Source organism: Martinezella tropici (assembly GCF_003287875.1).
GTDB lineage: Bacteria > Pseudomonadota > Alphaproteobacteria > Rhizobiales > Rhizobiaceae > Rhizobium > Rhizobium tropici_C.
This window is the reverse complement of sequence record NZ_QMKK01000027.1, coordinates 47,447-59,523: the sequence shown is the minus strand read 5'-3', so window position 1 is coordinate 59,523 and position 12,077 is coordinate 47,447. Positions and strand designations below refer to the sequence as shown.

14 protein-coding genes are annotated in these 12,077 nt (G+C 62.1%); 13 read left to right on the top strand and 1 reads right to left on the bottom strand.

The features are described from left to right. Position 1: 1 nt before the first annotated feature. Complete coding sequence (phnF, locus tag DQ393_RS11070; protein WP_112341829.1) at positions 2 to 736, bottom strand: phosphonate metabolism transcriptional regulator PhnF; 735 nt, start codon at positions 734 to 736, stop codon at positions 2 to 4. 101 nt (positions 737 to 837) lie between these two features. On the opposite strand from phnF, the gene phnG reads away from it, so the two are divergent. The 13 genes from phnG (at position 838) to DQ393_RS11005 (ending at position 12,077) form a co-directional block, all read left to right on the top strand. Beyond that, a complete protein-coding gene (gene phnG / locus DQ393_RS11065; RefSeq protein WP_112341828.1) occupies positions 838 to 1,314 on the top strand; it encodes a phosphonate C-P lyase system protein PhnG in 477 nt (158 codons plus the stop codon). After that, on the top strand, positions 1,314 to 1,940 hold the full coding sequence (gene phnH, locus DQ393_RS11060; protein WP_112341827.1) for a phosphonate C-P lyase system protein PhnH: 627 nt from the start codon (positions 1,314 to 1,316) through the stop codon (positions 1,938 to 1,940). The genes phnG and phnH overlap by 1 nt, the downstream gene beginning before the upstream one ends. 3 nt (positions 1,941 to 1,943) lie before the next feature. Beyond that, positions 1,944 to 3,053, top strand: coding sequence for a carbon-phosphorus lyase complex subunit PhnI (locus DQ393_RS11055; protein ID WP_112341826.1), 1,110 nt, complete (start codon positions 1,944 to 1,946; stop codon positions 3,051 to 3,053). Then, entirely contained in the window at positions 3,050 to 3,946 is an 897-nt protein-coding gene (locus tag DQ393_RS11050) for an alpha-D-ribose 1-methylphosphonate 5-phosphate C-P-lyase PhnJ (RefSeq protein WP_112341825.1), read from the top strand. The genes DQ393_RS11055 and DQ393_RS11050 overlap by 4 nt, the downstream gene beginning before the upstream one ends. Further along, on the top strand, positions 3,943 to 4,719 hold the full coding sequence (phnK, locus tag DQ393_RS11045) for a phosphonate C-P lyase system protein PhnK (RefSeq protein WP_015338361.1): 777 nt from the start codon (positions 3,943 to 3,945) through the stop codon (positions 4,717 to 4,719). The genes DQ393_RS11050 and phnK overlap by 4 nt, the downstream gene beginning before the upstream one ends. A gap of 9 nt (positions 4,720 to 4,728) precedes the next feature. Then, entirely contained in the window at positions 4,729 to 5,436 is a 708-nt protein-coding gene (gene phnL, locus DQ393_RS11040) for a phosphonate C-P lyase system protein PhnL (protein ID WP_112341824.1), read from the top strand. Continuing rightward, entirely contained in the window at positions 5,433 to 6,050 is a 618-nt protein-coding gene (locus DQ393_RS11035; RefSeq protein WP_112341823.1) for a DapH/DapD/GlmU-related protein, read from the top strand. Before phnL ends, DQ393_RS11035 begins: the two co-directional genes overlap by 4 nt. A 93-nt stretch (positions 6,051 to 6,143) precedes the next feature. Beyond that, positions 6,144 to 6,698, top strand: coding sequence for a pyridoxamine 5'-phosphate oxidase family protein (locus tag DQ393_RS11030; RefSeq protein ID WP_112341822.1), 555 nt, complete (start codon positions 6,144 to 6,146; stop codon positions 6,696 to 6,698). A gap of 223 nt (positions 6,699 to 6,921) precedes the next feature. Continuing rightward, complete coding sequence (gene phnC, locus DQ393_RS11025) at positions 6,922 to 7,776, top strand: phosphonate ABC transporter ATP-binding protein (RefSeq protein ID WP_112341821.1); 855 nt, start codon at positions 6,922 to 6,924, stop codon at positions 7,774 to 7,776. Between the two features lie 95 nt (positions 7,777 to 7,871). Further along, positions 7,872 to 8,783, top strand: coding sequence for a phosphonate ABC transporter substrate-binding protein (gene phnD, locus DQ393_RS11020; protein ID WP_112341820.1), 912 nt, complete (start codon positions 7,872 to 7,874; stop codon positions 8,781 to 8,783). 83 nt (positions 8,784 to 8,866) lie between these two features. Beyond that, entirely contained in the window at positions 8,867 to 9,847 is a 981-nt protein-coding gene (gene phnE, locus DQ393_RS11015; RefSeq protein WP_112341819.1) for a phosphonate ABC transporter, permease protein PhnE, read from the top strand. Positions 9,848 to 9,855: 8 nt separating this feature from the next. Beyond that, positions 9,856 to 11,202 carry a phosphonate ABC transporter, permease protein PhnE gene (gene phnE / locus DQ393_RS11010; protein WP_112341818.1) on the top strand — a complete coding sequence of 449 codons (1,347 nt, stop codon included), beginning with the start codon at positions 9,856 to 9,858 and terminating at the stop codon, positions 11,200 to 11,202. A gap of 188 nt (positions 11,203 to 11,390) precedes the next feature. Further along, positions 11,391 to 12,077: a DUF1045 domain-containing protein gene (locus DQ393_RS11005; protein ID WP_112341817.1), complete on the top strand. Its 687-nt coding sequence runs from the start codon at positions 11,391 to 11,393 to the stop codon at positions 12,075 to 12,077.

Here is a 12,077-nt window from a genome sequence, read left to right as displayed (position 1 = left end):
ATCAGTTCTCGACGGTGAAGCGCACCCTGTCGGCGGCGAAGCGGGAAATCGAATATTGCACGGGGATATTGTCGAGATCCGCATTGAGCGCCTGGGCAACCAATACGATGGCGCCGGGGGATAATTGCAGATCGGTGAGATCGCCTTCATCGGCATGCGTTGCGGTGATCTCGGTGACGACGCGAACGTAATCGGGCACGCCAAGCTCCTTGAATGCCTTAGTGATCGATCCCGTCGCCCGATAGTTCTCAGCGATATCGCCAAAACGATCCGCCGGGAACCAGCTGGTGGCGCGCGATACCGGACGATGATCCGCCTGGCCGAGCGTTTCCAGCCGGATCAGCGGCGTACCCGTCTTGATCTTGAGCTGCCGGGCCAATTCGATACTCGCGGCCTCTTCGCCCGATGCAAGCAGCACGCTGCGGGTCTCACGTACCTGGTCGCCGATCCCTTGCGAAAATCGCGTGCGCCTTGAAATCGGGAAGCTCAGTCGCTCCTTGCGCTCAATCAGCGTGCCGCGTCCTTGCACGGCGCGGACAATCCCTTCCTGCGCTAGTGCCGCGAGCGCGCTCCTGATCGTGTGCCTGTTGACGCCGAACTGCAGTGCCAGCACCGTTTCCGGCGGCACCATGCCCGTCTGGTCGAAGTCGCCGTGGTTGATCGAGGTCCGAATCCGGTCGGCGATCTGCCGCCAGAGCGCCACGCCCGTTTGCCTCTGGATCTTCTGCCCTGCCATTTCGCCCACTCGCCCTGTCACACGCTTGTCACGACTCGCTAATAGATATAAAACTATCTTGTATGGTTGTCTATATCAATAGACATTTAGAGGAAGGCGCGATGAATTCAGCACAAAGGCAGGAAGCGGCCGCTCAGGAGCGTCGGGAACGCAAGCGCGTCGCCGATCTCTTGGCGCAGGCCGAGCGCGACGAGCTCGAGGCGGCCTGGGAAGCATTGCCGAGCAAGCCGACGGTACAGCCGGTGCGCGGACCGGAGACAGGGCTCGTCATGGTGCGCGGCCGCATCGGCGGCGGTGGCTCCCCCTTTAACCTCGGTGAAGTCACGGTGACACGCGCCACCGTCAGGCTGGCATCCAATACAATCGGGCACGCTCACGCGCTCGGCACGGATCGGGAAAAGGTCCGGCTTTCGGCCATCTTCGATGCCCTCTGGCAGCAGTCGGCCACGAAGGAGTTCGTCGAAAGGGCAATTCTGCAGCCCGTGACCGAACGTATCGAAAACTATGATCGCAAGCGCGCGGAAGAGACGGCGGCAACCCGCGTCGATTTCTTCACCATGGTTCGCGGAGAAGATTGATGAGCCTTTCCAGCACCCCAACCTTCGGCAACGAAGCCCTGACCGGCGGCTTCATCGATCCGGTTTTCGATGCCCAGAGTGTCTTCAAGAAGGCAATGGACGCCATGGCACGTCCGGGCACCCTGCAGACCGTTGAGGCTGACGTCGCGCCGCCCGCTCCACTCGGTGTTGCCGCTGGCGCCATCGGCCTCACCCTTTGTGATCACGACACGCCTGTCTGGCTCTCCAACAGCCTGGCAAGATCAAGCCTGCCGGAATGGCTCGGCTTCCACACCGGAGCGCCCGTCATTTCGGATCGGCTGGAGGCGCAGTTCGCCTTCATCGAAGCCGGCATGGCGCTTTCCTCCTTCAGCCAGTTCGGCATCGGCACCCAGGAATATCCCGATCGGTCGACCACGATCGTTCTGGAAGTCCAAAGCCTGGAGGGCGGCAAGGAACTGGCGCTTTCGGGGCCTGGCATCAAGGATGTGACCATGATCGGCCCGGTTGGGCTGCCGGACGCGTTGCTGCGCATCTGGAACGACAATCGCGCGCTCTTCCCGCGCGGCGTCGATCTCATCCTGACGGCGGACCGGCAATTCCTCTGCCTGCCGCGCACCACCAAGATCACCGCAACGGAGTTGTGACATATGTATGTTGCCGTTAAGGGCGGCGAAGCCGCCATCGCCAATGCTCACCGGCTGCTGGCCGACCGTCGCCGCGGCGACCGCTCGCTGCCGGCAGTCGGCATCGACCAGATCGTGGCGCAGCTGGGGCTCGCCGTCGATCGCGTCATGGCCGAGGGCTCGCTTTATGACCGCACGCTGGCCGCGCTTGCCGTTCGCCAGGCACGGGGCGACATGATCGAGGCGATCTTCCTGCTCAGAGCCTACCGCACCACTCTGCCGCGCTTCGGTTATTCCCAGCCGCTCGACACATCAGCAATGAAGATCGAGCGCCGCATCTCCGCGACCTACAAGGACTTGCCGGGCGGCCAGCTTCTCGGCCCGACTTTCGATTATACGCATCGCCTGCTCGACCCGAGCCTTTTGACCGATGAACCTGTCGACGAGCCGATGCAGCGGCCGGTGGAAGATGGCCGCGTGATGCGCGTCTCGGAAATCCTCGGCCAGGAGGGGCTGATCGAAGGCGACGGCACCATGCCCATCGATCACGAGATCGGCGACCTGACGCGCGAGCCGCTAGAGTTCCCGATGACCCGCGACCTTCGCCTGCAGGCGCTCGCCCGCGGCGACGAAGGCTTTCTGCTGGCGCTCGGCTATTCGACGCAGCGCGGTTATGGCCGCACCCACCCCTTCACCGGCGAAATCCGCATCGGCGAAGTGGAAGTGGAATTCGAGGTGCCGGAACTCGGCTTTGCCGTCTCGCTCGGCCGCATCCAGGTGACCGAATGCCAGATGGTCAACCAGTTCAGGGGTTCGGCCAAGGCACCGCCGCAGTTTACCCGCGGCTACGGCCTGGTCTTCGGCCAGAGCGAGCGCAAGGCGATGGCCATGTCGCTGGTCGATCGCGCCCTGCGGGCAGAGGAACTCGGCGAAGACATCGTTGCGCCGGCTCAGGACGAGGAATTCGTCATTTCCCACTCCGACAATGTGCAGGCGACGGGCTTCGTCGAACATCTGAAGCTGCCGCATTATGTCGACTTCCAGGCCGAGCTCGACCTGGTGCGGCGCATGCGCCGCGACTTCGAAGCGGCTCGCGACCGCGGCATGGAACCCATGACGGAGGCAGCCGAATGACCGAACTCGCCACCTACAATTTCGCCTATCTCGACGAGCAGACCAAGCGGATGATCCGCCGCGCCATCCTGAAGGCGATCGCCATTCCTGGCTATCAGGTGCCCTTCGCCTCGCGCGAAATGCCGATGCCCTATGGCTGGGGCACCGGTGGCGTGCAGCTGACGGCGGCGATCATCGGCCCGCAGGATGTTCTGAAGGTCATCGACCAGGGGGCCGACGACACGACGAACGCCGTCTCCATCCGCGCCTTCTTCCAGAAGGTCGCCAATGTCGCCGTGACAACCCGCACGGAAGAGGCGACCATCATCCAGACGCGCCACCGCATTCCGGAAGCCAAGCTCGGGCCGAACCAGGTGCTGGTTTACCAGGTGCCGATCCCGGAACCCTTACGCTTCCTGGAGCCGCGCGAGACCGAGACGCGTAAGATGCATGCACTCGAGGAATACGGCCTCATGCACGTGAAGCTCTATGAGGATATCGCCCGCAACGGACGCATTGCCACGACCTACGCCTATCCGGTCAAGGTCGCCGGCCGCTACGTCATGGACCCATCGCCGACGCCGAAGTTCGACAATCCGAAAATGCATCTGTCGGACGCGCTGCAGCTGTTTGGCGCCGGCCGCGAAAAGCGCATCTATGCCGTGCCGCCCTATACCGAAGTCGTCAGCCTGGATTTCGAGGACCATCCCTTCGAAGTGCAGCGCTTCGACAAGCCCTGCGCGCTTTGCGGGGCGGAGCAGGTCTATCTCGACGAGGTGATCCTCGACGACAAGGGTGGGCGCATGTTCGTCTGCTCGGATACCGATTTCTGCGAGGATCGCCGCGCCCACGGCCATGCCGGGTCTATGCTTGCGCCCGATGGATTGCCGGCTAGCAAGGAGGCTGCCGAATGAGTGACTCACCCCTTCTCAAGGTCAAGGACGTCTCGAAATTCTACGGCAGCCGCATCGGTTGCCGCGATGTGTCCTTCGAACTCTGGCCCGGCGAAGTGCTCGCCATCGTCGGCGAATCCGGCTCCGGCAAGACGACGCTGCTCAACTGCATCTCGACGCGGCTACTGCCGACGACGGGCAGTGTCGAATACCACATGCGCGACGAGACCTATCGCGATCTCTTCCGCATGAACGAGGCCGAGCGCCGCTTCCTGATGCGCACCGACTGGGGCTTCGTGCATCAGAACCCGGCCGATGGCTTGCGCATGACGGTTTCGGCCGGTGCCAATGTCGGCGAGCGGCTGATGGCGATCGGCAACCGTCACTACGGCAACATCCGCAACACGGCTATCGACTGGCTGGAGCGGGTCGAGATCGATGCCGACCGCATCGACGACCAGCCGCGCGCCTTCTCCGGCGGTATGCGCCAGCGCCTGCAGATCGCCCGCAACCTTGTAACCGGTCCCCGCCTCGTCTTCATGGACGAACCGACCGGCGGCCTCGACGTGTCCGTGCAGGCCCGTCTGCTCGACCTGGTCCGTGGTCTCGTCAACGATCTCGGGCTTTCGGCAATCATCGTAACCCACGATCTTGCCGTCGCCCGCCTCCTGTCGCATCGCATGATGGTGATGAAGGACGGCCAGGTGATCGAGCACGGTCTCACCGACCGCGTTCTCGACGATCCGCGCGAACCCTATACGCAACTGCTGGTCTCTTCGATCCTGCAGGTCTGAGGAAGAAACATGGCAACCCCACTCGTCGTTTCCGAAGTCTTCAAAAGCTTCACCATGCATCTGCGCGACGGCATTCGCCTGCCCGTCGTTGCCGATGTCTCCTTCTCCGTCGCCGCGGGCGAATGCGTCGTGCTCGGCGGACCGTCCGGCATCGGCAAGAGCTCGTTGCTGAAGATGATCTATGGCAACTATGCCGTCGACAGCGGCCAGATCCTGGTCACTCACCGGGACAGGATCGTCGATCTCGCCACCGCCGATCCGCGCACCGTGCTCGACGTCCGCCGCCAGACCATGGGCTATGTCAGCCAGTTCCTGCGCACCGTGCCGCGCGTTGCTGCCATCGACGTCGTCGCCGAGCCATTGCTGGCACGCGGCGTGACCTTGAGCGAGGCCCGGGATAGGGCAGCCGAGCTCCTGGCGCAGCTGAACCTGCCGAAGGAACTCTGGCAGTTGCCGCCTGCCACCTTCTCCGGCGGCGAGCAGCAGCGCGTCAACATTGCGCGCGGCTTCATCACCGATCACGCCATCCTGCTGCTCGATGAGCCCACGGCATCGCTCGATGCCCGCAACCGGGCCGTCGTCGTCGATATGATCGAACAGAAGAAGCAGGCCGGCGTCGCCCTTCTCGGCATCTTCCACGATGAAGAAGTGCGCGAGGCCGTCGGCAGCCGCGTTCTCGACGTCTCGCAATTCTCGCCGCGGAAGGCCGCCGCATGAGCCGCAAATTGGGCGAGACGCCCTTCATCAGCCCTTCGGCGAGCGTCAACAATTCGACGCTCGGCCGCTATACCGAAGTCTCCGACCGCTGCCGCATCGATGAAGTCGAGATGGGCGACTATTCCTATATCATGCAGGATGGCGCGGTCTGGTGCGCGACGATCGGCAAGTTCGTCAACATCGCCGCCGCCGTGCGCATCAATGCCACAAACCATCCGACATGGCGCGCCACGCTGCATCACTTCACCTATCGCGCCGCCGATTACTGGCCTGACGCCGATATGGAGACGGATTTCTTCACCTGGCGGCGCGACAACCGGGTCGTCATCGGCCATGACGTGTGGATCGGCCATGGCGCCACCATCTTGCCGGGTGTGACGGTCGGCAATGGTGCCGTGATCGGGGCCGGCGCGGTCGTCTCCAAGGATGTCGCGCCCTATACGATCGTCGGCGGCGTGCCGGCCAAGCTGATCCGCGAGCGCTTCACGCCCGAGGTCGGCGCGCGCATGGATAGGCTTGCCTGGTGGGATTGGGATCACGACCGCCTGCGCACAGCGCTTGCCGACTTCCGCGCCCTGTCTGCGGAAGATTTCCTGGATCGCTACGCCGCCTGAGGACGCTTTCGACCCTCATCGGGCTTGCGAGGCGGTGACAAGCGATCCAGCTTTCAGATGATCCTTGCAAGGACGGGATCGAGAGGAGTTTCCATGGCGAAGCAATTTTCCAGCATCGACGACCGGCTGCGCGATTTCATCGCGCGGCAACATATATTCTTCACGGCGTCCGCGACATCGGAGTCCCGTGTCAATGTTTCGCCCCGCGAGACGCTGTGCCTGCGCATCATATCCCCTAACACGGCTATCTATCTCGACCGCACCGGCAGCGGCAACGAGACCGCTGCGCATATGAAGGCCGACGGGCGGCTGACCATCATGTTCTGCGCCGTCGAAGGGCCGCCGATGATCCTGCGCCTCTATGGCCGCGGCCGGATCATCCATCGCTCGTCCGCCGAATATCGGGAATTGCTGCACGCTCACTATGCGGACGAAGAGCCGCTCGGGGCGCGGCAGATCGTATGGCTGGACTTCGATCTCGTACAAACGTCCTGCGGTTTCGGCGTGCCGCTTTTCACCTATGAAGGCGAGAGGCCGAGCCTTGATCAATGGGCGAAAGCCAAGGGTACCGACGGCATTGAGGAATACCGGCGCGAGAAGAACAGCTTCAGCATGGACGGTCTGCCGACAGGTATGTTTGACGGCTAAACTCCAAGGAAAGCCCTCAGCCGGCTAATTTTGCAAAATCGCCGGGAATTGTAACAGCAGTTACATAAAACTGACATTGGAGCTTCATGAAGCGGGACTAATCGGTTGCCTTGTGGTCGGCGCCAGCCCCTTCGAACTCCTTTGGAGACAGAGGCACGCGCCCATTCTTAGCACCGGTACCGCTGAAATTTCTGCAGCCCGGCAGCCGCGAAAGGGAAGCACTATGTTCGAACTCAGGAATGTCTCGCGCCGGTTTGGCAACAAGCTCGCTGTCGATTCCGTGACTTTGGACATTCCGCAGGGACAGATGGTCGGCGTCATCGGCCGTTCCGGCGCCGGCAAGTCGACGCTGCTGCGCATGATCAATCGCCTCTCCGATCCCAGCTCCGGTTCCATCCATTTCGCCGGTACCGAGGTCTCAAAGCTCAGCGGCCGTGCATTGCGCAGCTGGCACCGCGACTGCGCCATGATCTTCCAGCAGTTCAACCTCGTGCCGCGCCTCGACGTGCTCACCAATGTCATGCTCGGCCGCCTCAACCATCGTTCGACGGTGCTGAGCCTTCTCTCCGTCTTCACCCGCGAGGAGCGCATCCAAGCTATTGCGGCGCTGGAGCGCCTCGGCATCGAGCAGACGGCCCTGCAGATGGCCGGCACGCTTTCCGGCGGCCAGCAGCAACGCGTCGCCATCGCCCGCGCCCTGATGCAGCAGCCGAAGATGATGCTGGCCGACGAGCCAATCGCCTCGCTCGATCCGCTGAACGCCAAGATCGTCATGGATGCGCTGCGAGATATCAACGAGCGCGAAGGCATCAGCGTCATCACCAACCTGCACACGCTGGATACGGCGCGCAACTACTGCGAACGCATCGTCGGCATGGCAGGCGGCAAGGTCGTCTTCGACGGCAAGCCGAGCGATCTGACGGCAGCAGCCGTCAAGGAAATCTACGGCACCGACAAGGACGGCGCTGGCATCGATGAGACCATGACGTCGACATCAATCAACATTGCCGATCCGGCCGTGCAAGCCGCGGCGACAGAATCTGCCGGCCCGCAACCGCTGGCGCTGGCCGGTCTCTGAGGGGGACGGCCGGGATCGAATGCCCGCGTCAAGGGCGCATTTCTTCTATCAGACCGAAGACATCCGGGGACACCGGTTAATCAGGAGACGAACCCATGTTGAAGAAAGCACTCTTTGCCGCTACGGCGCTCGTTGCGCTCGCAGTCGGCGCTGCTGCCAACGCAGCTGATCTCAAGGAATTCCGCGTCGGCATTCTCGGCGGCGAAAACGAAGCCGACCGCCTGCGCAACTACGCCTGCCTTTCCGACCACCTGAAGAAGGAATTCGGCTTCGAGAAGGTTTCGCTGTTCCCGGCCGCAGACTATAACGGCGTGATCCAGGGCCTGCTCGGCGGCACGCTCGACTTCGCAGAACTCGGCGCTTCCGGCTATGCAGCCGTCGCCATCAAGGACCCGAAGGCCGTTACCCCGATCCTGACCACGCAGCAGACCGACGGTGCGACCGGCTACTACTCCATCGGCCTCGCTCTCAAGTCCTCCGGCATCAAGACGATCACCGACGCCAAGGGCAAAAAGCTCGGCTATGCCGATCCGGACTCCACCTCGGGCTACCTCGTTCCGCTGACGCAGATTCCGAAGACCACCGGCGCCCCGAACGACAAGTTCTTCGCCTCGACCCAGTTCAACGGCGGCCATGAGAACAACTTGCTTGCCGCTTACGACGGCAAGGTCGACGTTGCAGTCGACGACTCCTCGGGCATCGGCAATTTCAAGGATGGCTTCACCTCCGGTACCTTCCGCAAGGCCGTCGACAAGGGCACCGTCGACCCGAACAAGCTCGTCGAAGTCTGGCGCTCGCCGCTGATCCCGAACGGCCCGCTCGTCGTTCGCAACGCTCTCGGCACAGAATGGCAGACCAAGCTGGCCGACTTCTTCTTGAAGCTGCCGACCACCGACGCCAAGTGCTTCAACGCCATCGAAGGCGGCGACTTCAAGGGCTACGTCAAGGTTACCCCGGATTTCTACAACGCCGTTATCGAAGTCCGTAAGGCTGCCATCGGCGGCTGATCTGCATCCCGATAATGGGGCGGCCGGCAACGGCCGCCCTTTTGCTATTCACACCCCTTTGCGATTCACAAGGGCAGGACTTCATGACGATCGCCGATACGCACCCGAACATGCAAAGCGCACCGCAGAGCGCCAAGGAGATCGGCGACGCCTGGAGCAAAATGGTGGCTCGCCGCCGTCTTTACACCGGCATCGGTCTGGTGATCCTGCTCGTTGCCTTCGTCAGCTCGGTGCGCTTCGCCGATGAAAACAACGCCGGGCATTTCTTTGACCGCCTGCCGCATCTCTTCGATTTCCTGAGCTGGCTCATTCCAAAGGACTGGGCTGACGTCTACCGCGCGCTCTTCGACCTGCCGAGCCCGAACGGGGCCAATGGCACCGGCGGCGAGGAGTTCAATTTCCCGCTTGGCCGCGTCTATGTCTGGGGCGATTTCTACATCCCCGAATATTTCGAGCTGATGATCATCACGATCAATGTCGCCCTGGTATCGACCATCATCGGCGTCGTCTTCGCCGTGCCCTTGAGCTTCTTCGCCGCCTGCAACATGTCGCCATCCAATCCGATCCGACTGGTAACGAAGCGCATCATGGAGCTTCTGCGCGCCTTCCCGGAAATCGTCATCGCCGGCCTATTTTCCGCGATCCTGTCGATCGGTCCCATCGCCGCGATCATCGCCGTCGGCCTGCATACGATCGGCGCGCTCGGCAAGCTCTTCTACGAAGTCGTAGAGAATATCGACATGAAGCCCGACGAGGGCATGCGCGCCGTCGGCGCGAGCTGGAGCGAGCGCGTCCGCTTCGCCGCCCTGCCACAGGTGCTGCCGAATTTCATGTCCTACGCACTGCTGCGTCTGGAGATCAACGTTCGTGCCTCCACGATCATCGGCGCCGTCGGCGGCGGCGGCATCGGCGAGGAGCTGAAACTTGCGATTTCGCGCGGTTTCGGCGCCAAGACATTGGCGCTGGTGCTGCTTCTCTTCCTGACGATCATCGCCGTCGACCAGTTTTCCGCATGGCTCCGCCGCCGTCTGATCGGCGAACATGCCTTCCTTTTGCAGCATTGAGGTTGACCATGTCCATCATCGACGCCGGCCGCATGCAGGAAATCGAAGCGCGTTACCCGGAAATCCTTCACCGGTCCTTCCGCCAGCGCTTCGGTGCCCTGATGATTTTCATCGGCATCATCCTCTACGGCATCTATGCAGTCTGGTTCTTCGATCTGCCGAAAGTCATTTCAGAAGCACGTTGGGAGCGCGTCGGCATCTATCTCAGCGAATGGGTGAGCTATGACGTGCAGCCGGAATTCCGCATCTCCGGCGATGAGATCAGCATCAAGTATCCGCGCTTTTCGCCGCTGGGCGACAATCCGAACCCGGACTGGGTAAAGACCAACCCCGACGGCAGCAAGACCGTTTCCGTCAGCGGCACACGCCGCATGGTAACCGTCACCAAGACGCAGGCGATCGTCACCGCGCACGGCATCACGATTCCGATCGATATTACCGGCGATGTGCCGAAAATCGTCGGCTCAGAGCCTGTTCCCAGCTGGATGACCGTCTATGACGACAATATCCTGGTCAATCTCGGCTTTGCGGGCGATGCTAGCATTTCCACTGATCGCGTGAAGATCCGCAAGCGCTTTCTCGGCTGGGCCAACTTCGTCTTCGATACGCATTCACCCTTCTTCGACAAGCCGGTAAGCGAAGTCATCAGCCTGATCGTTTCGGGCCCGCGGCTCGATCCTGCACAGTCCAATCTCTCGCTGGCATTCGACAATATCTGGAACAATGGCGCCTGGCAGCATGGCGACGTCTGGACCAAGCTGTTCCAGACGATCGTCATGGCCTTCCTCGGCACGCTGCTCGGCTCGCTCGCCGCCTTCCCGCTTGCCTTCATGGCGGCCCGCAACATCACGCCGAACCGGTTGCTCAACCAGGTACTGAAGCGCTTCTTCGACTTCTTGCGCTCGGTGGACATGCTGATCTGGGCGCTGTTCCTGACACGCGCCTTTGGCCCCGGCCCGCTTGCGGGCAGCGGCGCCATCTTCCTCACGGAGACGGGCACGCTCGGCAAGCTCTATTCCGAAGGCTTGGAGAACATCGACAACAAGCCGCGCGAAGGCGTGAAGTCCACCGGTTCGTCGACGATCCTCGTGCATCGCTACGGCATCATGCCGCAGATCGTGCCCGTCATCGTCAGTCAGACGCTCTACCAGTGGGAATCGAATGTGCGCGGCGCGACCATCATCGGCGCCGTCGGCGCCGGCGGTATCGGCCTCAAGCTTTGGGAAGCGATGCGCACCAATGCCAACTGGGAAAACGTCGCCTACATGGTGCTGTTGATCCTGATCGTCGTCTTCCTGTTCGATGCCGCATCCAACGCCTTGCGCTCGCGGCTGATGGGCGCGCGGGTGAAATAAAAATATCGGTAAAAAATCGTTTCCCATCATCATTCTGTCACGGGAATCCGGTAGCGCAGGCCGGCAAGACCGTAGCGCTCAAACCGGCTTTAGCCGGATTCGAACCGTTGCTGCCTTGCTGCTCTTGCGGTTTGTCGCAAATCACCCAACAGTGTCTCGCGCAGCCGATTTTTCCAAGGAATGCAGCCTTGCGCTATGCTCTCTATTTCACGCCACCCAAAGACGATCCGTTGACATCTCTCGCCGCGCGCTGGCTGGGACGCGATGCATTTTCCGACGAGATTTTTTCCGACAAGGCCATCGGCCCCGTGCCGGCAGGTCATGCCGAACTGACGGCCGATCCGCGCCGCTATGGCTTCCATGCCACGCTGAAGGCACCATTCGAGCTTGCCGCTTCGGTGACCGAGCGCGATCTTCTCGAGGTCGCTGCCGAATTCGCCTCGCAGGCCAAGGCTTTCGCCATTCCGGAGCTCGTACTCGGCCAACTCGGCCATTTCTTCGCGCTCGTTCCCGGTTCCGCTTACCAGCCGCTGCAGGATTTCGCCTCCCGTGTGGTAAAAACCTTCGAGCCGTTTCGCGCACCGCTTTCGGACCATGACATCGCCCGGCGTAAGCCGGAGGGCCTGACCGAGCAGCAGCGTGCCAATCTGCTGCGTTGGGGCTATCCTTATGTCAATGACGAGTTCCGTTTCCATATGACCCTGACGGGACGCGTCCCTGCCGAGCGCCAGGCCGAGATGCACGACGTTCTGCGCGAGCGCTTCGCCGACCATACCGGCAAGCCGCTCGACATTTCCGGCCTCGCCGTCTTTATCGAAGAAGAGCGGGGTGCTCCCTTTACCGTCCGTTCATGGCTGCCGCTTGCCGGCGCCTAA

Excerpts from the sequence above, each read along its gene's own strand:
- phnE (WP_112341818.1), top strand. The coding sequence starts at position 9,856 with ATGTCCATCATCGACGCCGGCCGCATGCAGGAAATCGAAGCGCGTTAC.
- phnG (WP_112341828.1), top strand. The coding sequence starts at position 838 with ATGAATTCAGCACAAAGGCAGGAAGCGGCCGCTCAGGAGCGTCGGGAA.
- DQ393_RS11050 (WP_112341825.1), top strand. The coding sequence starts at position 3,050 with ATGACCGAACTCGCCACCTACAATTTCGCCTATCTCGACGAGCAGACC.
- phnF (WP_112341829.1), bottom strand. The coding sequence starts at position 736 with ATGGCAGGGCAGAAGATCCAGAGGCAAACGGGCGTGGCGCTCTGGCGG.
- DQ393_RS11030 (WP_112341822.1), top strand. The coding sequence starts at position 6,144 with ATGGCGAAGCAATTTTCCAGCATCGACGACCGGCTGCGCGATTTCATC.
- DQ393_RS11055 (WP_112341826.1), top strand. The coding sequence starts at position 1,944 with ATGTATGTTGCCGTTAAGGGCGGCGAAGCCGCCATCGCCAATGCTCAC.
- phnC (WP_112341821.1), top strand. The coding sequence starts at position 6,922 with ATGTTCGAACTCAGGAATGTCTCGCGCCGGTTTGGCAACAAGCTCGCT.
- phnH (WP_112341827.1), top strand. The coding sequence starts at position 1,314 with ATGAGCCTTTCCAGCACCCCAACCTTCGGCAACGAAGCCCTGACCGGC.
- phnK (WP_015338361.1), top strand. The coding sequence starts at position 3,943 with ATGAGTGACTCACCCCTTCTCAAGGTCAAGGACGTCTCGAAATTCTAC.
- phnD (WP_112341820.1), top strand. The coding sequence starts at position 7,872 with ATGTTGAAGAAAGCACTCTTTGCCGCTACGGCGCTCGTTGCGCTCGCA.
- DQ393_RS11035 (WP_112341823.1), top strand. The coding sequence starts at position 5,433 with ATGAGCCGCAAATTGGGCGAGACGCCCTTCATCAGCCCTTCGGCGAGC.
- phnL (WP_112341824.1), top strand. The coding sequence starts at position 4,729 with ATGGCAACCCCACTCGTCGTTTCCGAAGTCTTCAAAAGCTTCACCATG.
- phnE (WP_112341819.1), top strand. The coding sequence starts at position 8,867 with ATGACGATCGCCGATACGCACCCGAACATGCAAAGCGCACCGCAGAGC.